The sequence below is a fragment of the Paenibacillus hexagrammi genome (assembly GCF_021513275.1).
In the GTDB taxonomy this organism is placed as follows: domain Bacteria; phylum Bacillota; class Bacilli; order Paenibacillales; family NBRC-103111; genus Paenibacillus_E; species Paenibacillus_E hexagrammi.
The window spans coordinates 1,178,170-1,200,300 of the sequence record NZ_CP090978.1 but is presented as its reverse complement, the minus strand read 5'-3'; the positions used below and the strand labels follow the sequence as shown (position 1 = coordinate 1,200,300).

General features: G+C 48.0%; 15 protein-coding genes and 3 pseudogenes. 3 read left to right on the top strand and 15 right to left on the bottom strand.

Annotation, left to right across the window (positions count from 1 at the left end):
- Positions 1-55 precede the first annotated feature (55 nt).
- From L0M14_RS05380 to L0M14_RS05360, 5 genes and pseudogenes are all read right to left on the bottom strand, one after another.
- A complete protein-coding gene (locus L0M14_RS05380; RefSeq protein WP_235121182.1) occupies positions 56-1,417 on the bottom strand; it encodes an extracellular solute-binding protein in 1,362 nt (453 codons plus the stop codon).
- 371 nt (positions 1,418-1,788) lie between these two features.
- Entirely contained in the window at positions 1,789-2,220 is a 432-nt protein-coding gene (locus tag L0M14_RS05375; protein ID WP_235121181.1) for a threonine/serine exporter family protein, read from the bottom strand.
- Positions 2,217-2,974 (bottom strand): annotated as a pseudogene (locus L0M14_RS05370) (threonine/serine exporter family protein). The gene L0M14_RS05375 and the pseudogene L0M14_RS05370 overlap by 4 nt, the downstream one beginning before the upstream one ends.
- Positions 2,975-3,002: 28 nt before the next feature.
- Positions 3,003-3,940: pseudogene (locus L0M14_RS05365) on the bottom strand (LLM class flavin-dependent oxidoreductase).
- Between the two features lie 89 nt (positions 3,941-4,029).
- Positions 4,030-4,350 carry an SPW repeat domain-containing protein gene (locus L0M14_RS05360; protein WP_235121180.1) on the bottom strand — a complete coding sequence of 107 codons (321 nt, stop codon included), beginning with the start codon at positions 4,348-4,350 and terminating at the stop codon, positions 4,030-4,032.
- Between the two features lie 160 nt (positions 4,351-4,510).
- Between L0M14_RS05360 and L0M14_RS05355 the strand changes: the two genes are divergently transcribed.
- Together L0M14_RS05355 and trhO are read left to right on the top strand one after the other, a co-directional pair.
- Positions 4,511-8,308, top strand: a complete 3,798-nt coding sequence (locus tag L0M14_RS05355) for a response regulator (RefSeq protein WP_235121179.1) — start codon at positions 4,511-4,513, stop codon at positions 8,306-8,308.
- A 101-nt stretch (positions 8,309-8,409) separates the two neighbouring features.
- Positions 8,410-9,305: pseudogene (gene trhO, locus L0M14_RS05350) on the top strand (oxygen-dependent tRNA uridine(34) hydroxylase TrhO).
- Between the two features lie 83 nt (positions 9,306-9,388).
- On the opposite strand, the gene L0M14_RS05345 reads toward trhO, so the two are convergent.
- Positions 9,389-9,931: a hemerythrin domain-containing protein gene (locus tag L0M14_RS05345; RefSeq protein WP_235121178.1), complete on the bottom strand. Its 543-nt coding sequence runs from the start codon at positions 9,929-9,931 to the stop codon at positions 9,389-9,391.
- A gap of 96 nt (positions 9,932-10,027) precedes the next feature.
- On the bottom strand, positions 10,028-12,235 hold the full coding sequence (locus tag L0M14_RS05340; protein WP_235121177.1) for a methyl-accepting chemotaxis protein: 2,208 nt from the start codon (positions 12,233-12,235) through the stop codon (positions 10,028-10,030).
- Positions 12,236-12,738: 503 nt separating this feature from the next.
- On the opposite strand from L0M14_RS05340, the gene L0M14_RS05335 reads away from it, so the two are divergent.
- Positions 12,739-12,975 (top strand): AbrB/MazE/SpoVT family DNA-binding domain-containing protein, encoded by a 237-nt coding sequence (locus tag L0M14_RS05335; RefSeq protein ID WP_235121176.1) that lies wholly within the window; start codon positions 12,739-12,741, stop codon positions 12,973-12,975.
- A gap of 69 nt (positions 12,976-13,044) precedes the next feature.
- On the opposite strand, the gene L0M14_RS05330 is transcribed toward L0M14_RS05335, so the two are convergent.
- The 8 genes from L0M14_RS05330 to L0M14_RS05295 form a co-directional block, all read right to left on the bottom strand.
- The gene (locus L0M14_RS05330; protein ID WP_235121175.1) at positions 13,045-16,158 is read right to left on the bottom strand and encodes a beta-galactosidase; all 3,114 of its coding nucleotides are present in this window, start codon (positions 16,156-16,158) and stop codon (positions 13,045-13,047) included.
- Positions 16,159-16,775: 617 nt separating this feature from the next.
- A complete protein-coding gene (locus tag L0M14_RS05325) occupies positions 16,776-17,549 on the bottom strand; it encodes a class I SAM-dependent methyltransferase (RefSeq protein WP_235121174.1) in 774 nt (257 codons plus the stop codon).
- 295 nt (positions 17,550-17,844) lie between these two features.
- Positions 17,845-18,108 carry a hypothetical protein gene (locus L0M14_RS05320; protein WP_235121173.1) on the bottom strand — a complete coding sequence of 88 codons (264 nt, stop codon included), beginning with the start codon at positions 18,106-18,108 and terminating at the stop codon, positions 17,845-17,847.
- 170 nt (positions 18,109-18,278) lie between these two features.
- Complete coding sequence (locus L0M14_RS05315; protein ID WP_235121172.1) at positions 18,279-18,506, bottom strand: hypothetical protein; 228 nt, start codon at positions 18,504-18,506, stop codon at positions 18,279-18,281.
- A gap of 105 nt (positions 18,507-18,611) precedes the next feature.
- Positions 18,612-19,436 (bottom strand): methyl-accepting chemotaxis protein, encoded by an 825-nt coding sequence (locus L0M14_RS05310; RefSeq protein ID WP_235121171.1) that lies wholly within the window; start codon positions 19,434-19,436, stop codon positions 18,612-18,614.
- A gap of 102 nt (positions 19,437-19,538) precedes the next feature.
- Positions 19,539-20,564, bottom strand: coding sequence for a UDP-glucose 4-epimerase GalE (gene galE / locus L0M14_RS05305; protein ID WP_235121170.1), 1,026 nt, complete (start codon positions 20,562-20,564; stop codon positions 19,539-19,541).
- A 329-nt stretch (positions 20,565-20,893) separates the two neighbouring features.
- On the bottom strand, positions 20,894-21,133 hold the full coding sequence (locus L0M14_RS05300; RefSeq protein WP_235121169.1) for a glutaredoxin family protein: 240 nt from the start codon (positions 21,131-21,133) through the stop codon (positions 20,894-20,896).
- 32 nt (positions 21,134-21,165) lie between these two features.
- On the bottom strand, positions 21,166-22,089 hold the full coding sequence (locus L0M14_RS05295; RefSeq protein ID WP_235121168.1) for an NAD(P)/FAD-dependent oxidoreductase: 924 nt from the start codon (positions 22,087-22,089) through the stop codon (positions 21,166-21,168).
- Between the last annotated feature and the right edge of the window lie 42 nt (positions 22,090-22,131).

The window sequence follows — 22,131 nt, the reverse complement described above, 5'->3', positions numbered from 1 at the left end:
GAAAAATTGTGATGTGAAGGAGTCCATTAGACCCCTTCACATCGGTCATGCAATATTATTTCTTGTTAGTGTCGTAAGCAGTTTGATGCTCTTTAGCAACTTCTGCCGGATCTTTCTTCTGTACGAACAGGTTTTGGATGCTAGTCAAGTGACCTTGGGAAGTACCAGGGTTCATTGTGTTATCGAAGGACAGGTCTCCGCCTTTTACTTCTTTAAAGAGGTTGGAGATTTCGATTGCTGTGTCGGAATAGCCAGCTGCTTTGTAGTCTCCGTCAACTTTTTGACCAACGCCAACTGCTGCTTTAACTGCAAATGCTTCTTTAGGGTAGTTCAACATGAAGTAGTTCAAGAAATCTTTTGTTTCTTTCAAGTGTTTGCTGTTAGCAGATACTGCGAAGCCGCTACCAGGAGCAAGCATGAACTCGTCTGGGTTACCTTTGCCTTTAACAGTTGGGAATTTGAATACGCCAACTTTGCTGCTTACAGAAGAAGTTTCGATACCGCCAGTTGCCCAGCTTCCCATGTAGTACATAGCTGCTTTACCAGTTTTGAACAAGTTTTCACCAGCGTTGTAGTCGAAGGAAGTTGCGCCCTCTTGGAATGCACCGGCTTGAACCAGGTCTTCGAAGCTGCTTACTGCATCAACGAAAGCAGGATCGTTGAATGTTTTCTTACCATCAACAACTTGCTGCAGGAAGCCAGGACCGTTTGTGCGAAGAAGGATGTTCATGAACAAGAAGGAACCTGTCCAAGTATCTTTTTCACCGATTGCCATTGGCTGAATGCCTTTGGATTTCAATGTTTTTACAACATCAACCATTTCTTCGAACGTTTTTGGAACTTGTACGCCGCCTTTTTCGAACAATTCTTTGTTGTAGTACACAACGCCGATGTTGTTACCGTCAGGAAGAGCGTAAAGGTTTTTGTCGAATGTGTAGAAATCAAGCAATCCGTCTTGGAATGTACCTTTCAGACCGTTTTGCTCAACCATGTCGTTCAGCGGAGCCAGCAGGCCAGCGTCTACGAAAGGCTTCATTTGAGCGGCAGGGTTCACGATTGTGATATCAGGAACTTCTTTAGAAGCCGCTTGTGTTTTCAATTTCAGCTTTTGCTGATCTGTGTTCAAGGAATCCAATTCGATCTTGATGTTAGGATTTTTTGCTTCGTAATCAGCAACGATTTTTTTCAGAACGCCTGTTTTAGGATCTGTAGGATCCACGTAGATGTTTTGGAAAGTGATCGTTACATTTTCTTTTTTCTCTTGTGCAGCTGGAGTTGCTGCAGCGGACGCGTCAGGTTTCGCTGTGGAAGAACCTGCATTGCTGTTGTTGTTGCTAGCGCCTGATCCGCATGCGGACAAGCTGACTGCAAGAGTACCTGCCATTGCAAGTTTGAAAACATTCTTCATAGTAGCCATTTTTGTTAGCCCCCTTAGTTGTTTTATAGCCTTATTATGCCTTGGGAGTGGCAGTGCTTACAATGTGCGAACTTAAGAAAAGATGTTTGCTTTTTTAAGATTTGTCGATAAGCGTCGATTAAAAAATAAATAAAACCAACATGAACGTCTTTACGTAGTACTCCTTGTAGCATTCACATTTTAGGGTCAGGAGGTTTTTTACTATGACAATAGCACTTCGATTTCAACCAACCATTTCTATCCGGGACTCCATTCAAATGCTGGTGTGGTACTTGCGCAAAAGAAAAAAAATGTAAGTGAACTAACCCTATACAAAGAAGTCTATTCCCGCACTACTACGGGCATAGACTTCTTTTTTTGTCGCTATGCGGTTATATACGGGATTTCCGGATCACATGGTTAATGACTTCGGAGAACACGAGTCCCATCGCAATCGCTCCGGAAAGCAGAAAAGCCTTGGCTGAGAGCTGAACAGCGGCATCATACTGGTTTTCGACAACATTTCGCATTGCATCATAGGCTAGTCCCCCAGGGACTAACGGAATAATACCGGAAACGCTGAACACGATAATCGGTGTCTTGTACCATTTAGCAAGCAATTGGCTGGTCACGGTTACCAAGAAAGAAGCGATCAGCGTAGCTGCGATAGGGTCCATTGGTATTCTCACAGCAAGCAAATACACAAGCCAGCCCAGCATGCCCACGAACCCGCACTGCAGCAGCGTGGCTCGCGGCACATGAAACAAGACGGCAAAAGCTGCCGAAGCGATAAAGCTAACGATGAGCTGTTCCACCATCATCATGCAACTCCCTCCCCGCGATAAAAGGAGAGAATGAATGCAATGCCCGCTCCAATTGCAAATGCAGTCAACAAAGCCTCCGCACCCTTGACAATCCTGAAACGAAGTGCCCGGCCATCAGATCGCGAACCGCATTGGTAATCAATAATCCGGGCACCAGCGGCATCACAGAGCCGATAATGATGGTGTCCAAATCATGACCGATGCCTGTTTGCACAAATAAAACTGCTAATGCTCCAATACATAGTGAAGCCAAGAATTCGGCGACAAACTTGATCGAGACCATTCGGTGCACATAGACCAAGAACGCTAATCCCGCCCCTCCGGTCAAGAATGCAGGTATGAAATCCCCCCAAGCGCCGTCAAACATAATGAGGAAGCAGCCGCTGGCAATCGCTGCGGCGGCAATAGACACCCATACGGGATATCTCGGCTTCGCTTTGTCGATGCTGCAAAGCCGTTCATAAGCCTCCGACGCAGTCAGCTCACCTCTGCTGATGCTCCTCGAGACAGCATTCACCTCGGTCACCTTTCGCAGGTCAGTAGAGCGCTCCGAAATCCTTACCAATCGGGTCACCTGCTCGGGGCCGTCGATAGAAAAGATAATCCCTGTCGGTGTAACAAAGCTATGGGAATTCCATGCTCCCAGAGCTTCCGCTACGCGTGTCATCGTATCTTCGACCCGGTACGTCTCGCCCCCGCTTTCAAGCATAATCTTCCCTGCTAATAGACACACTTGCGCCACTTCGTTGGACATGTTGATCTCTCCAAATTTAAATATACATTCAGGACTGCTTAGGCCCTTGTAAGAGTGAAGCTAGAAGCTCATACGAACGAAGTCTCTTGTTGTAGTCATGAATGGAAGTAACAACAAGAAATTCATCCACTTGGTACGCCGCTTCAAGCTGCCTTAATTGATCTGTCACCGTGTCCACAGTACCCTTGATTATCGGACGTGCCAAAGAATTCTTGGCATCCTCATCGGCTTGCCGATCAAAGGCTCCATTGCCTTTGGCCGCGAGACTCCGAGCTTCCTCCTCGGTGTCTGCGCACAGTACATGGACCGCCATGATAACTCGCGGCGCACTGAAGCAAGCACTGCCTTGAAAGGTTGAACGATAAGCCTCGATGACCTCGCCCGGTTCACGGTCACTCATGAATTGGCCGAACACATATCCGGTACCATGCTGAGCTGCGTAAGCGGCACTTTTCTGATTCGTGCCCAGCATCCACACCTCAGGCGGAAGAGCAGGCACAGGTCTCGCTATGACAGGTTGTCCATCCAGCAGGAATTCACTGGACAGCAGCTGCATCAAATCTCGCAGCGTTTCCGGAAGGCGGCGGACATTTTCCAAAAATTCCCGCTTAATGCGATCGTGGTATGTGCCGATCCTCCTGGTGCTCGTCCGAGTCCGAGATCGACCCTCCCCGGATACAGCGAAGCCAGCATATGAAACGTCTCCGCCACCTTTAGCGGGGAATAGTGGGGCAGCAGAAGTGCCCCCGAGCCAAGCCGGATCGAGCTTGTATGCGCACCGATATGGGCAAGCAGGACCTCGGGCGCCGTGCACGCAAGGCCTTTTAAATCATGATGCTCAGCTACCCAGTACCGCTCATAGCCGAGTTGTTCCGCAGTTTGGGCGAGATGAAGTGACTGCTTCAGCGCATAAACCGGATCGTACGGCTCTAAGACTGGAACAAGGTCTAATACACTTAGCTTCATTGTGCTCCCCTCCTCAGCTCATGATGCACCAAAATCCGCAAATATACAAACAAAAGGCTCCCGACATTCATCGGAAGCCTTGTGCTCTTTCATTGATAATCGTCGTATAAATTCGAGTAATTGATCAGCATTGTCACAAAGCCCGTAACCACGAAGAGGAAAAATGCCAATAACGCCATATGATAGATGTTTGGAAAAATAATAAACCAGATGCCCGCAAAAAAGGCAATCCAATTCTGCCATGTTTTAGGACCTGATTTTCCAATGGCAAGCAGCGAAAAAACAAATTGTATGCCCCCTAATACGATGCAAACCAGCTTGGCTTGTTCCAAATCCGTAAATCCGAATACCCAAGGCGTTGCGATAAACCAAAGTCCCAAGAGTGCAGAAACGAGGTTTTTCATCATCATGCTACACCTCACCTCCAAAATATTCGCTTTACTCCATTATATGCAAGCGCTTACATGTTTGTGACTCATATATGACTATAAAATACATTTTAATTGAATGGAGCTCTTCAACCGATATAAGAAAGGTGAGAATTTCCTACATCCTACGGAGGATCGCTGAATGTCATTATCGCTTCGATTTAAACTGCTGGCAGCAGTCGTACTCGTTACATCCATTTCCTTATGCTTCGTCGGCTTTACCAATTACAAGCTGTCAAAAGATAAACTGATTTCCCAGCTCGAGGAACATGCCGTGTCTTCAGTCCGACAGTCCGCTCAAAATATGTATGATTTCTTATCGATCCGGCTTGCCGAAGTGGAACTGATCAGCCGTGTAGAAGTGATGAAAAGCGGCACTTTGCAAGATCAGCTAGAGTATCTAAGCCAAGAGCTTAGCACCGGCGGCAATCGCTTTTATTCCATGGGGATTATTGACCTGCAAGGCAATTTAACGTTCACCACGGGTGAGACCTTGCATATAGCCGGTGAGAAACACTTTCAAGCTGCACGTACCGGAAAAACCTTCATTTCCGATCCGCTTTTCAGCAAAAGAACGAAGCAATACATCATCAGCATCACCGTGCCCGTTTTCAATGAGCACCATGAGGTGGTGCGCATTGTTGATGTCGCTCTGGATGCTACGGATACGTTCGACAAGCATTTAATCGCACCATTCGAGCATGGGAATTGCCTCATCATCAATCGGGATGGACTCATGCTGTACAATTCCGATCCGTCGCTTATTTTGTCTGAAAATATTTACACCTCCAATCCCGGCATGAAGGAGAGGTTAAAAAGCATCGTTACGAAGGATTCGGGATTTTTTAACGCCACCTTTGGCGGCAGCGAAAAGCGTGTGTTTTACACCTACGTGCCTAATCTTGATTGGTTTCTTGCGTACACAATCCCGATGAAGTCATTTGAAGCACCGGCCAAGTCACTCTTATGGACTACCATCGGTCTCATTCTGATAACCGTCTTTGTCCTTTCTTACTTTATTGATTGGGCTGCGCATTCGATCGTCATCAAGCCAATCATGCAAATCCTTAGGGTCACGGAGGCTGTGGCGGCTGGAGACTTGCATATGAAGCCGCTACGAGTTACGAGTAAGGATGAGCTTGGAGCCCTCGCCCATTCCGTCAATGGCATGATTGAAAACTTAAGGGAGCTCTTCGAGCCCTTCGAGGCTTTCATTCACCACAATCAATACGCCATGATCGTCATGGATCCGGAGTTTTCTATTCTTCACTTCAATGCTCGAGCAGAAGACATGCTCGGTTACAAGCTTACAGAGGTGTTAAAATGTCAGACTCCTGCGCTGTGGTTGGATCCCGACCAGCTTCGGGAACGGGCAACCCGTTATTCCGCAGAGCTTCAGGAGAAAATCCCGGAAGATTGCACCGCCCTCGTCATCAAATCCTTACGCGAAATGCCCGAGGATACGGAATGGATCTGGCGCCGCAAGGACGGCAGCCGCTTTTACGTGGAGTCTAATGTGAGCATCATCACACATCCTGATGGGAGCATGAAGGGCTTTGTGTGCATCGCAAGGGATGTTAGCGATATCAAGGAAAATACAGCGACTAAAGACCGACTGCTCGCAATTGTTGAAAACGCGCATGACATCATCCTTACCTTTGATCAGCATGGGTACATCTTGTACATGAATCAGGTTGGTCGACGCTACTACGGTCATCAGGATGCAGCAGAGAGCAAAAGACACTTCAGCGATTATGTAGAAATGCTCAGTCCAATTGATTTTTATGAAGGCTTGCTCATTTCCGTCAAACAGGGCTTCTGGGAGACGGAGGCCGAATTTTTAACCAAAACCAACGTACGCCTTGTGATCTCTCTGATTATTGTCCCCCATATCACTTCAGATGGAAGCGTACATTATTATTCAGCCATTACTAGAGATATCACGGACCAAAAACGCGCGCAGGTCGAGTTAGTTCGGGCTAAGCAGGAAGCTGAAGAAGCCAATCAGGCCAAAAGTATGTTTCTTGCCCGCATGAGCCATGAAATTCGTACACCTCTTAACGGAATCGTGGGACTTACCTACTTGCTCGAACGCACAGAGTTATCCGGACTTCAGAAGGACTATGTGAACAAAATCGCAGCTTCATCCCGTTCGTTGTCCGAAATCATCCGAGATATTTTGGACTTCTCAAAAATCGAGGCAAACAAGCTCGTCATCGAGCATATTCCCTTCCGCTTGGATGAAGCGGTGGATCGAGTTTGCGATACACTTAGTGTGCTTCTGGGTAATAAACCGATCGAATTCATTTGCAAAATAGATAAACATCTGCCGCTTCATGTCGTAGGGGACCCGCTTCGGCTTTACCAAGTACTGTTGAATCTAACCGGGAATGCCATCAAGTTCACAGATGAAGGAACCATATCGTTACAAATTGATGCCAATCAGCTAAGCTGTGACGGATGCGTACAGGTAGGTATCTCTGTGAGAGATACTGGAATTGGCATATCTGAGGCTGAGCTCCCTCATTTGTTTCAGCCCTTTACGCAAGCCGACGGATCCACCAGCAGGAAGTATGGAGGAACCGGACTTGGTCTAGTTATAACCAAAAACCTTATCGAACGGATGGGCGGAACGATCAACGTATCCAGCAGCCCAGGGCTTGGCAGTGAATTCCGGGTCTCTCTCCCCTTGGAGCTTCATGAACAACAAGATGACCATTTCGAGAACAGACTGTTTCTTGGAAAAGCCCTGATTGTCGAGGATCACGCTGAGCTGAGAGAATCCCTGACGGGGATGTTGGAAGCTTGTGTCTCCGAAGCAGCCGGCATCGCCTCATGGGAGGAAGCTGCAAAAGCCGCTTCCATCATTCCACTTGACGCCATGCTGCTGGACATGGAGGCTCCCGATATGTACGGCGAGGAAAGCTGGCTCGAGCTGCATGACCAGTGCCGTAACAACAATATCCGCACGATTGTTTACACGACACTAGCCGGACGGGACGCTCTTACTCAACTTCCAGAGCATGTATGGCCTGATGCAGTGATCGTGAAGCCGGTCAGTCCAGGGGCGCTGCGTCGAGCGTTAACGGAGGTGGCCGCTTCCAAGTACGTCTCTCGTCCGGCAGAGCAGACAGCCGGTGACAGTACAGAACAAAGCCAGCCTCCTCTTATACTTGTTGTCGAGGATAACGAGATTAATCAAACCGTTGCCAAAACATTACTCGAAAGCAGAGGCTATCAGGTTCACTTAGCGAACAATGGTACGGATGCGCTTCTATGCGTTCAACGAAACAACTATTCCCTTATTGTCATGGACATTCACATGCCCGAGCTTGACGGTCTGGAAACAACAAGAAGAGTCCGGCTTCTGCATGAATACGCGCAAACCCCCATTGTTGCGCTTACAGCGGCTTCAACCCATCAACAAAGGCAAGCTTGTCTGCAAGCCGGCATGAATGAAATGGTCACCAAGCCCATTCTTCCTGAACAGTTGTTTCAAGTAATTGAACAATGTTTGCAACCTGAGAAGCTTCCTCAAGCAGCTAAGGCTAGCTACCCTCTTGCTGTGCCGGCTTCTGTAATGGATAAGGTTGCAGATATTCTGAACGTGGAGCAGGCTCTGCAACGAGTAGGAGGGAAAATGAGCATCTACACACATATGCTTCAGCAGTTTCAAAAACAGTATCAGGATGCAGCCTTCCAGCTTCACTCGTTATACCAACAGCAAGAGTGGGACAGGCTGCTAAGAGAGCTCCATACACTTCGGGGAACGTCCGGCAATATCTCGGCCAATCGGCTCTTTCAAGCCGCAAGCTGGTTGGAACAGTCTATCCGTGATCAAATTGAATCGGGCACACTCGACGCCGCACGCGAGCTAAACAGCGTTACTGAAGAGCTATCGCAGGTATTTGACGCAATCGAAGGATATCTGGTCAGGTAATCTTTGTCCGATTGAAATAAGTGTAGATTTATGTCACTATTAGCTTATGCTTATTTGCTGAGCATGCAATCCAAATGTATAGGTGGTTTAATATGAATTCCATAGAGGCTTCATACCGAATATTGTTATATTATAAATTTGTAACTATTACGGATCCGGAAGCATTTGCCAAAGAGCATCTGGCTTTTTGCAAAAAACTGGGCGTGAAAGGCCGTATTCTGATTGCCCCCGAGGGCATCAATGGTACGCTCTCCGGAACTGTGGAACAAACCGAGGCTTACATGAAGCTCATGCGCCAGCTCCCTCAATTTCGGGATATGGTGTTCAAAATAGACGAGAGCGACAAGCATGCATTCCAGAAAATTTTTGTCCGTCCAAAAAAGAACTGGTTACTTTCAGACTGGAAGAAGATGTAAATCCAAACACTTTGACAGGGACCCATCTGAAGCCGAAGGAATTTTATGAGAAGCTTCAACAGGAAGACGTAATCGTGCTCGACGGCCGCAACAATTACGAATTTGATATCGGCCATTTCCGCGGCGCCATCCGCCCTGAAGTGGAGACTACAAAGGAGTTCCCGGAATGGATCCGCAGCAACCTGCAGGATTACAAGGACAAGCCGATCCTAACGTACTGCACAGGCGGGATCAGATGCGAGAAGCTTTCCGGATTCTTAATCAAAGAAGGCTTTAAGGAAGTGTATCAGCTTGACGGGGGAATCGTGACCTACGGGAAAGATCCTGAGGTGCAAGGACGATTGTTTGACGGCAAATGCTACGTATTTGACGAGCGGATTTCGGTTCCGATCAACCAGACCGATGAGGATGTTATCGTAGGCCACTGCTATCACTGCGGTAAACCGGAAGACCGTTACGTGAACTGTGCTAACGACTACTGCCACTTGCAGCATGTTGTCTGCGAGGAGTGCGAAGAAGAGCATAACCGGTTCTGCTCTAAGGAATGCGAGGAAGCGACGATGAGCCGCTTAGAAGCATAGCATAACTTCATATATAAAGCGTAAATAAAGGAGCCTTCGTACGAATTCCGTGCGACAGGCTCCTTATTCATATCCTTTACTTGTTAAATCGACGCAGATTCCAGCTCCGACAGGATCTGATTGATCAGCGGGTACACAAGCTCCTCCTCCAGGGTAAAATGCTTTAGCAGAAGCAGGCAAGCTCGGACCAGCTCAGCCGTCATGTAATGCAGAAATTCCATATCGATTGGGACTCGCATGGCATTCACACCGTCCACGTAGGCTTTGACAACCTGCTTCGCCAGGTCGTGGTCCTGTTCAAGGACAATGATCGAGCGGGCTATCGAGAAGGCTTTCGCACGGCTGAAATAAGACTGCAGCAGCGGAAACAGCTCCTTCTCCTCCCATTCGGAATGCTGCTCCAATTCTTCCACGAGTGACAGGATGCGGTCCTGAAGCTCAATAAGCTTGCACATGCCGATCGAGCAATCGGTGAGCGAATATAATGAAACCGCCATCGTACGGATCTCCGCGAGCTGATCCCGCATTTGTTCATGCTCTTCCTTTAATCTTTGAACGATGGCCGGAAAATGGGCGGGGTGTGCCGCGAGCTCCGACTTTGCCTGAGCACCCAACCGAATATCCAATATACGTCCCTCCTTCACACTTACGCTGCTAACTTCCTACTGCTACCATTGTATGCAGCATGAGCTCGCTAACATGCGAAGGATTCACAGATGATTTTAACGAACTCGGTCGGTCTTAAGATGAAACTGGTTGACCAGCATCAGCAGGGATTGCGTGATCGAGCCAACCGTGCCCGTCGTGTGTTTGACACGGTTCATATCCATCAGTAGGGCCTGTACCGTATCTTCGACCTCCGCGGAAATTTGGCGGTTTTCGATACTGACTGCGGCAATCTTCTCCATAAGGGCAACCACTTCCTCAACGACCTGCGTCTTCATCGTGTCATGAGCGTTAGCACGGCTAAGAATTTCTGACGCTGCGGCGACAATTTGTGTGCCCTCCTCCACAACCTTCGTACCTTCCTCCATGGAGACGAACGCTTCTTTCGCATGCCGCTCGATCAGTGCTATTGTCTCATTAATCTCCTTGGTCGACTCCTTCGTCAAATCGGACAGCTTGCGGATTTCATCGGCTACGACGGAGAAACCTTTGCCATGCTCCCCTACCCGCGCCGCTTCAATAGAAGCATTCAAGGAAAGCAGATTCGTCTGAGCGGAAATCTCTTCAATAACCTTTAGCAGCTTCGGTATTTCCTGTGTCGTATGCAGGAATGTCTGAATCGTACGATTCGTCTCAGCAACCTTGCTTGTAATATGCTGCATCTTATCACCGATGCGATGCACTTCATCCTGAGCTACGGCAATTTGATCCGATGCCTTCTGCTCCAGCTCGCGAAGCGTTCCGCTCATAGTATGCGAGACGTCCTTCGCGACATCAATATCCTGCAGCTGCCCCAGCAGCGAACGGATCATGTCGTGAATTTTACCGCTCATTCGCTGTGTCGAGACCTCCGTTGATCCCGCTGAGTCGCTGAGCCGCTCCTGACTCTCTTGGACTTCACCTGCGGCTTTCTGAACCTTAAGCATAATGCCTTCCAGTGAATCGATCATGTTATTAATCCATTTGGCAAGTTCCCCGGTCTCACTGCTGGAAAAACGGTTCAACTGCAGGCGCTGGGTCAAATCTCCGCCGCCCTCCGCATTCATGCGAATAAAGCGATTAATCTCCTCGAGCTGCTTGGAGATCGGCTGAGTCCCTTTCTTTTGAATGAATGAGGCTCCCAACAGTCCATAAATCAGTCCGAGTACAGCGATCAGCGCCGTGCCGCCCCATACGGGAATCCGACCGTTAAGCAGCAAATACGAAGCCGAGGTGAGAAGGACAAATCCAGCTATAAACCCAATCTGCATGCGATGCAGCTTCCAACTCATACTCCGGAACCGGTAAACCTCCTCCAGGTCCCCCTCGCACATCATGCCCCATACATCCGGGCAATGCGGCAATTGAAAAGTCACACCCTTACCGATAACCGGTATATGTCGATAATCGGAATATCCGGGGAATTCAACGAACAGGTTATGCCCATTCTGAATGGTTCCAGCTACACCTGGATGAAGCTCTCCAGTTGCAGGGTCCGTGAAGACAAGCTCCAGCTCCGTATGTTCTTTGACACTGACAACGCCAAAATCGGTTTTCACTCCATCCTTCAGGTTATCTCCATGAGTGAAGGTTAAATCTTCAAACCGGCTTCTGGATAATGCCGTTCCCGGAGCAATATGCGTATTGAGGCACGGCTTAGCCATGAAAATATAGTTATCACCTGAATCCGGATACACATGCCCGGACTCCCTCTGAATCAAATCTCCCAGGACGTCGTTCGGCACACGGCCGCATAACGTTCCTTTCCAGACTCCGCCTTCTTCCAGCGGCACCATGTACAGAAGCGTCATCGCATCATGGAAGGAAGAAGTGCTGGGACCAATCCTTAGTGTCATCGGGTCAGAATAGGGTCCGAATAGACACTTATGCCCTTTTTTCACCTCTTGAAGACCTCTTGTAATCACATTAACACCTGTATATGTTTGTCCGATATGATGACTATATGTAGAATGAGTGACCGTATCCTTATCATTTAATAGGTAGATCTCAGAGAAATCGACGCCCCGCTTCTGTGCTGCCGCAAATAGCTGCCGGATTACGTTGTCGTTAGGCTTCAGTTGACCGGACTGAGCCTGGTACTCCAGCAGTTGGCTTCGCAATCGATCCAGATTGGACCAATATTCCTCTACCCAGCTTTGCAGAATTTCCATACGGGTTTGGGCTATCCCCTCGAAGATGTGTTCCACATCCTCCTTTAGATGCTTATTTAAGCGGTATGACCACCACAATGGCATCCCCTTGTTAAATCCAAGCCAACCGAACATAGCTCCAGCCTCCCTTAAATCACACATTTTATGTTATATTATGTAACATTCTATATCTCGACATTTTAATGCCGGAACCGACTTTTCGCAAGATGAATTTACCGAGATTTCATGATAATTCGCTGTTTTCTATTGAAAAGTTACCGTATTTGTCAAACATTCAATAGGCAAGTATCATTGGTTACATTCTCTGAGCTACCTAGCATACAAAAAGAAACCGAAGTTTTTCGTTTATTGTGTTAGTTTACTTTACATAAATTGCAGCAAATTCCGAAAAGGAGGGCTATGTTTTTGCCAAACGAAGAGGATTCCTGCGAGACGAAGAGGATTCATACGAAACGAATGAGGATTCATGCAAAACGAATGAGGGCAATCCATCCGCGAGCGATGATGGAAAAGATGAAAATGTAGTCATTTAAAGGAATTTCAGAGCAAATGTGGAATAGGTAGTTAAGAATACTTATTACTCGACTGCTCGATATTATGGCAAAGGAGGACGTTACATGAAATCCACTGGTATCGTTAGAAAAGTGGATGAGCTAGGCCGGATCGTATTGCCCATAGAATTGCGCCGCACATTGCACATCGAGATCGGGGATGCGATTGAGGTCTACGTAGATCCCGAGAGAATCACATTGAAAAAATATATGCCCGCTTGTGTGTTTTGCGGAAACTTCGAGAATATGAGCTACTTCAAAGGAAAGCTGGTTTGTAACAGCTGTATGGATGAAATTTTGTAAATAAAGCATAAAGGCCTTCCAAATCAGCAGGAACTGATTGGAAGGCTTTGTTTATTTCTCAGTAATGTCTTACTTCACTTCGATTTGAACTTCACGAGGACGGTAAACGGCCGTCACTTGCCCCGTTTGATCAGCCGCGAACATCACAGTGCGCTCACTTTCCAGTTCAAAAGCGTAGCTGCAGCCTGTAACCGGATCCTTCACTTCAACAGGAGTATCGATACCAAACTCCGACACGAAGATGAATAATGCTCCTTCGTTAAAGCTAAGCTTGCGGCCGTACAGTCCCGGCCATTCTCCGCCTTGAGTCCATTCCAGCTCCGCCTCCACTCCTGCCTGCTGCAGCGCATAGGTATAGAGTGAAATTAAAGCTTCGCTGCGTTCGTTAAGCTCTACCGGAAGCGGACACCAGATGAGCTGCCCTTGGCCTAGTGCATAACGATTAACCTGGCTAATCTGCGAACCGCCCGCACTGTCGGATAAGGAAATCTCCTTGTTAGCTTGAGCAATTCGAGCTCCGCCAAAGGATACCGGATATCGCTTGCCTTCTACTTCCATAAGCTCCTCGCGAAGCACGTTGCTAAGCACTGTATCGCCAATTACATCCGTTAATCTAGCCCGCGGCGTCCAGTACTCATCCAATCCCAGCGGACCAGTGAAGAGCAGCGTACCGCCGTTATGCTTCACGTGATTCGTTAGCTTTTCCAGCGCAGCGCCGCTAAAATTATGAGCACTTGGTACAATAATAAGCTTAGGCGCATCTTGCTCCAGCGATTCCAAATGATACTCACCAAGCCCGCGGAAGGGAACATTCATTTCATAAGCAAGGGTTCTGGTCAGCTTGGAAGTCGCGTCAAACGCCAGCTTTCTGGTCGAGAAATCGTTGGAGTACGGGAACACGACAGCTACTTCCTCCAGCTTTCTGCCGGCAAAGAGGTCGCGGATCTCTCCCATAAAAGAACCAAAGTCATACGAAACATCCGCCTCCGGCTTCTCTGTGCCGTCTGCGCGCAAAGCTCCGATATGCGATTCGTTAATATTGTTCATATAAAAGTTAATATTCCAGATCCATTGTACGGCACCTGCTCCGCCTGTGGAGAAGGAATACGCATATTTGCGCTCCAAAATATTGCGAAGCTCAAGCTCGGAACGCTTGGCCCGGCCGTCAGGCGTCTCCACGTACATGATTCCCGTTTCTTGGATCAGATTCGGCTTATCCGGCGCCTTGGAGAAGATACCGTCCCAGACGAGCTGATCCATCAGCCACCAGGAGTGCACCGTCGTGTAATCGACAGCCTCCGCGTAGAAGAAAGGCGATGGACGTTGAGCGCCCAAGCCTTCATCTTGACCGACAGTAGCGAGCTGCTTCGGATTGATGCTGCGGATCGTGGCAATCAGCTCATGAGCCCAGCGGTTGTGCATCTCCATCGTGAACAAGGTGTAATCCAACCACGGCGAACCTTTCTTTTCGAGCGTCTCCGTGGTGTTCATGTTCATCTCGGAAGCATCAGGCAGGCGCACACTAGTGAAATCAGGAAGCTCCGCAGGCGACATATTCCAACGCTCCTGAAGCTTGCGAATGTCGCCATGACGCTCTTCTAGCCACGCAACGAACGCTTGCTGTTCGAATTTGTCATGAGCCGATTGAGGACCTGCGAACGGCTTGTCAGGATTGAACATAGACGGCTCGTTAATCAAATCCCAATGCACATTCGTCGTTTCGGCATGGCGGGACACCACAGCAGAAATAAATCGCTTCTGCGCCTCTACGCTTCTTGGATCTAAGTACGGATTCACACCTTCCCATGCTTCCGGAGTAAAGGCGAAGAAATTAAAGGTTACTTCAATATCATGTTTTTTCGCAGTCAAAATAAAAGCATCAATCGCGCGAAGCACTTCTTCGTACGGATGTCCGTCAACAAACATCACTTGACGCCATGCGGACCAAATTCCCGTACGAATCAGGTTGATGCCAGCCTTCGCCATCTGGGCAATATCTTTATCCCATACCGACACATTAGGCATAAACAAAAATTTCCGCGCTACGTCACTAGTCATATAGGTCATGCCTACAATAGGAAGAGGACGCCCGTCTTTGATCATATAATCACGGTCGCACGACATGAACTCCCCTTGACGAAGCAGCTCCGCATCATAGCCCCAGAAGCCTTGGCGGAAAGTTCGAACTTCCCCTGTATCGGCAACAGCACGGCATTCCGCTGTATAAAATCCTGCCTCCAGGTCAACCGGAACCTGGAATCGCTTGTAGGAGAGCTCACGGGATGCGTTCATTTGAGCTTTTGTCGACCAGATCGGCTCCGAAATACTTTCCTTATACACTGCTACCTCGAAGGTCCACGAACGATTAGCGTTAACGGATTCCTCCGTCCGATGCGTCAAGGTTTGCAGCTGTATGGTTAAAGCTGCACGGTCGCCTGGATCGTAACAAGCGTAATTCGGCTTGAACCAAATCTCAGTGACTCCCCTTTGAACGAAAGCAGCCCATTCCGCTAGCATTGCTGCGCCGTCTTGGCTCCAGAACGTCTCGTCTGTCAGCAGGTTGGCTAGAATCCAGCGGCCCCCTGAAAAGTCACCTTTCGTATTCTCAAGAAGCACGATCGGAGCCGCAACTTCTCTACCATCCTCCGAAATCCCTTTGAGAAGCGGAAGAATGTGGGCATCCATCGGACCGCTGGAGCCTATTTGGCCTGGCTGATCGTCAGCGCGAGTCACATGAAGAGCAAGCCCTACAGTAGGTTGAATAGAGAAAGCCGCTTCTTTTCCTGCCAGCAGTGGAAGCTCCGTTAATGCGGCATAACGTGCAATTGGAGAGGGATCAACGGGCAGCATCTCGTGAATTTGCAGCTTTTGATGATAGGTGGTCTGCTCAGCTTCCTGCTCCCAGCCGTCATTTCCTCGAAACACCGGAACTTTAAACGGCGCGCTGCCGATATGAACAAGCCCCTTGCCTCTGCTAACAAGTGCCTCAATGGCGCCCCAAGCAGCTTTAGGAAAATATCTGCCGTGCAAGTGAACGAGCACTTCAGCACTGGTTAAAGCATCTGCAAGCTCATCCGCCGTTACAAGGCGTCCAGTGCTGGCAAGTTCAGCCAGTTGCTGCTCGTCAGGTCTAACTCCCTCATAAGGGAAAGTAGGATCATAAAAAACAATCAAAGAGTTCATCTGTTCATCCTCCATATGTAGGTTCGAACTAACATTTGCTGCAGCATTAGTTTGTTATGCTAACAATTAGCTTCTATTTACTTTAATGTAATAACTTTTTAGCAAAAGGTCAATGATAATTTTGAAATTTCGTTTAAATTTTTTTTCTCATTTTTTAAATTTTTAATTAATTTTAGATTGAAATGCTGTTATTCAAGTGCCCTTTGTGTATATTTTGCCGAAATAGGAAAGTGTACTCCTGATTCGACACAAAAAAATAAAGCACTCCTTCTCTGACTGGCAGAGAAAAGAGTGCTTTCATTTATTCAAGAAGCATTTATGGATTGCTGATTGCTAACAGAAATTGAGGAAATACGCTGCGGCCTGGCGTAGACGTACCTGAGACATTCGAGCAAGTGTAGCGGATGGCTCAAAAATTTTCAGAGAAGCTGAATTCCTTGTTTCCATCGAGAAATACGATATCGCCATTGCACGGATCGGAGAAAAGATATGGAAGCTGGCAGTCCACTTCGCTGATCGACAATCTGCAGCATGTTGCAGTCGTGTATATTCAGCAAGTTGAAACACGCTTTTTATGTTACTGCAAAGTGGGGCGCATACGTATAGCTTGTGTTTGTTCAAGACTCCAAATAGGCCAAGATGCGAATCCTTACGTAGTCCGCGGTCCATGCCCCCTCCTCGTACAAGCGAGGTCTTAGCCGCTCTTCTACGCGGCTAAGGACATGCTCTTTGTCTTCGGGAGATACACCCTCGAAGAAAAAATCCGCGAAGGTGTCGATCCACACCCGCATGCCCTTCTCCCCGCCCGTCAGCTTCGTCGGGCGGTCAAAATGCTCCGCGCACGCAACCCGGAAGCCGTGCGCCTCCAGCAGCGTGGTATATTCCCCGATACTCGGGAAATACCACGGATTGCGCGCCTGGGCATCGATTCCCAGGCTGTGAAGCTCTGCCGCGACTGCCTCTTCGATCGCGGCGATGTTGCCCTTGCCGCCAAATTCGGCGGCAAAGCGCCCTCCCGTCCGCAGCGCAGCGCGGACGGTCTTTACAGCCGCTTCCGGCGGCTTGATCCAATGCAGAGCTGCATTGGAGAAGACGCCGTCGAAGCGGCGCGGGCTGCGGTAGGCGGTCGCGTCCGCCACCGCGAAGTCCAGGCCCGGGTACTTCGTCCGGGCCTGCTCGATCATCGACACAGAGGAGTCGATGCCTGTTGGCTCTGCGCCGAGCCTGGCAAGCTCGGCGGCGAGGTCTCCCGTGCCGCATCCGACATCGAGGATGCGTTCGCCTGGCTGCGGCGCGAGCAGCGCGAGCGCGCTCTGGCCGAAGCTGGAAACAAAGCTCATCTGAGCATCATACTGCTCAGCCTTCCAGTTATTTTGAAACGATTCACTCATTCTACATCCCTGCCTTCCTCTAGCATTGATGCCAGCTCTTTTCGTTGTTGCTTTCATTATACGCCGATCATTTATAATTTCTAATACTTATAAACTCTATCGTTTATAGTTATTACCTATAATGATTCTATGCAGATAAACCTCCTTTGCGGCTTTACCAAGCTGGTCAACCTTGTTAGAACAAGGTCGATTAGCCGATTTGCCGATTAGATTGATATTCTAGATGATTTTGCACTGTAAGAACCTAAACATTCTTATAAGGTCAAAAAGCCCGGCATAGAAGCCGAGCTTGAACCTACAGATACGATAACACGATCGAAATAACGATGCCCGCAAGTGAAATCCAGAGTAGATACGATCTGCCAAGCCTGCGCAAGCTCTTATCCTGTTTTTCCATCATCGCTCTTTTCCGTGAGCTGTTCCCACCGGCTTCGCCTTCTGTTTCATCTGAATCTTGAGAACGCCCATTCAAGAACTGAAACCCGATGCCGCTGATCACGACAGAGATCATTAACAAAATCAGCGACCCCATGAATACTTTATCTGCAATCGACTGCATCCTGATAGCCTCAACCCTTCTTACTCATTTCATTCGCTTCTATTATAACGCAAAAGAGACAAGCCTCAACCGAGACTGTCTCTTCTTCATCGTGATACCTTCACGAACTAAATTTACTTCCCCATTCCATATAGCGCTTACATTCACACTCAAATTTTTACGATCGATCGTTAGGCCTTTTCGCTCATAGCGCCTTCATTCCGATCGGCAGCAAGCACGAACATATTTTCCTGTTTGAAAGCATACGCAACAAAGGTAAGCTCCTCTTCCGATGTAAGCTCATTCTCGGCAATCAGCTTCTCCTTCATCTTTGCCAAGAGCCCATTTGCGTTATCCATGCTCACTTTTTCAGATACGATAAATTGATGCTTTTCCTTGATCATCTCCATAGTCATCATGAGCGAAGCCTCCTGATTCAAAGTGTATGACTCTCTTTATTATCATTGACTATCAAAGAATGAATGTCAATTCATTTAGGAGACTTTCATTTACCTCTTTTTCAGTTATAACTGTCCAGCGTACTCATTCAGCTTCTTGGACATCTGTTCAATCTCTTCCATAAAAGTGTGAATGTCCTTCGTTGATGCGACCTGCTGCTGACCGATAGCATGGATTTTCATAATGGTACTGCTGATTTGATTGGTCGTATCGCGTATATTTGTCAGTATTCCTTGAATTTTCTCAGCGGACGCCATCGTGTCTTGAGAGAGCTTTCGGATTTCGTTAGCTACAACGCCAAAGCCTCGTCCAAGTTCACCGGCTCTGGCTGCTTCAATCGCTGCATTGAGACCCAGCAAATTCGTCTGACCCGCGACATGCCGGATAAAGGCCAAGACCTCATCCGTTTTCTTCATATCTTCACTAGATGCTTGAGATTGTGTCATGAGATGCTTGCTTAATTCGGCGAGTGAGGAGGAGTCCGTATTGAGGGAAGAAAGACCGCTCGTCGCTTGAGACAGCGCGCGTACGATTTGCTCCGAGATATTCATTAACTCGCGTTCATTTTGCTTGCGGTGACCAATTCCAATACCGCCAACGACCCGCCCATCCTCTACGATCGGCATTCCCTTCGTTGTAAAATCAATACCGAATACTTCAGCCGGCACGTCCATTTCGACCGTTTTATTCTGATTCACAATGACATGCATCGGTTCGTTTGGATCGATTTTCTGTCCCGGCTTGATATGTAGATTCAGCGTCGGACTCGGGAAATATGCAATAAATTTCTCCTTATCCGCTATCGCTATAGAAAGCTCCACAGGCGCAGATTGCAGTAGAATAGGGATAATTTCTACTATCTTTTGTAGTAAAGTGCTGGATGTCGTCATATGAGCTATTCCCCCTAGGTGTAATCTCTCATAGGATTCGCAAATCACACTTGTAATCCCTTCATTTCACGACATCTCCTCTGCACTCACTTCCCCTATTTTTTAGAGCTTCACAGGATCTTTATATCCATTTGGATTGTTCCGCTGCCATCTCCATGCATCCCTACACATTTCATCAATGCCTTTTTCCGCTTTCCATCCCAGCTCACGCTGCGCTTTGGACGGATTCGCATAGCAAACTGCAATATCACCGGGTCTCCGGTCTACAATCGTATATGGGATGGATGTTTCTGTCGCTTTTTCAAAAGCTCTAATCATCTCAAGAACGCTGCATCCATTCCCGGTTCCCAGATTATAAGCGTCCACTCCTGTAGATCGCATAACCTTCTCAATGGCCTTCAAATGCCCTAGCGCAAGGTCAACCACATGGATGTAATCCCTGACACCTGTCCCATCCTGAGTCGGATAGTCGCCTCCGAACACACGAAGCTCCTTCAGCTTGCCTACAGCCACTTGAGTAATGTAAGGAGTCAGGTTGTTAGGAATACCGCTCGGGTCCTCGCCGATTCGGCCGCTGGCATGAGCTCCAACCGGATTAAAATAACGAAGCAGACTGATGCTCCATTCTCTATCAGAGATAGCCAGATCCCGCAGAATCTCTTCGATCATTAGCTTCGTTCGTCCATACGGATTAGAAGCCCCTAGCGGAAAATCCTCAGAGATCGGACCCGATTCTGCCGGCGCATAGACGGTAGCAGAGGAGCTGAATACCATTCTCTTTACACCGAACTGACGCATCACTTCACAAAGAATAAGCGTCCCCGTCATGTTATTGTGATAATAGCTCAGGGGCACTTGTACCGATTCTCCAACCGCTTTATACCCAGCAAAATGAATCACGGCATCGATCGTATTCTCCTCAAAAATACGGACCAGCTTCTCCTTATGGAGTAAATCAGCTTCGTAAAAGGTAAGCGTCTTTCCCGTAAGCTCCTGAATTCGCTCTAAGGATGCCATGCTGCTATTAGACAAGTTATCCACGACTACTACTTCATATCCTCGATCAAGCAGCTCCACGCACGTATGACTGCCAATATAGCCCGCTCCGCCGGTTACTAATATCGCCATCTTCTTTCCTACTTTCCAACTGTGTAATAGCAACATTTTATCATAGAGCTGAGAGTCACTTCTACGCATTTATTCTGTACATGAGACACAGTCATCAAGTTTGGCTGTACCTCCAAAGCTGCCTTCGATTCATCTCGGCAATGCTACTATTGCTGATAGGTCAAAAGTACCACTCAAGCTGAGCCTTAGCTTCTAAGCTAATTCCGTTCCGATATTTTGCGTGGAGCTCCAAATTATTAAATTCCCGCTGTACTATGTAAAAAGCCACAACCCGTTGACAGGTCATGGCTTTTATAGGTAGAGCCTCTTATTGAAATTCAGCTTCCCTATTAAGCAGAAAGCTCAGCTAACGCTTTTTTCAGCTTGGTTACATTCATGCCAAGAATCTTATGCTCCCCAATGACAGTAACCGGAAGCGACATCATTCCCATATCGTGCAGCTCTTGGCCGTATTGATCATTTAGATCGATATTTCTTTCTTCGAATGTTACATTCTGCTCGGTTAAATATTTCTTCAACTGTTGGCAGTAAGGGCAGTTCGTGCTTGAATAAACGATAACATTAGACATGGGTGTAAGCAGCTCCTTTATATATGAACTTATTATTTATACTGCGGGATCAATTGAGCCCTTTTATTAATATACTTGTCTACGGCCATCGCCGCAATCGCACCATCTGCAGCAGCTACCACCGCTTGCTTCACCGGCGTCCTTCTGACCTCGCCTGCACCGAACACACCTGGGACAGCAGACTGCATAGAACTATCAAGAATCATGAAGCCGTCCGCATCCAGCGGCACCTGATCTTGCAGGAAATCCGTTCCTGGCTTGCTGCCTGACAAAAAGATAAACACACCGTCAACCGCCAACACCTCTTCCGCACCGGAGGCAGAACGTACCTTCAAACCTGTCACTTGCTTATCTCCGACAACTTCCAAAGCTTTCGTTTTATAAAGCAACTCCGTTCCAGACAGCTCCGGCATATGCTCTACACCTTGAAGCTCAGGCCGCGGGATGACAAAGTAAATTTTCTCTACAAACTTGGAAAGTGCCTGCGCTTCCTCCAAAGCTTCCTCCGAGTCTCCGATAACAGCTACCGTCTTGCCTGTGAAAAAAGCCCCGTCACAAGTAGCACAAGTGCTCACACCGCGCCCTAGCAGATTCTCCTCACCAGGCAGCATACGATTGCGCCCCTTCGACCCTGTAGCAACAATCACAGACTTGGCTTCATACATACCATCAGCAGTGAAGACATACTTGGTCTCACCTTCCACATCCACGGAAGTGATCGTCGTCTGAACAAACTCAGCACCGAAGCCCTGAGCCTGACCTCTCATGATATCGAGCAGCTCTTTGCCCGTCATTTCTCCAGGTGCTCCCGGATAATTAGCAATCTTATGCGTAATCGCCAGTGCTCCAGCGTTAGGTGACTTATCTATGACCAGTGTCTTCAAATTCCCTCTTGCCGTATATATGGCGGCGGATGCCCCCGCGGGTCCTCCACCGATGATAATGACATCGTACATGGCTGTCACATCCTTTCTGAATCTTTACAAATTAATGAAACT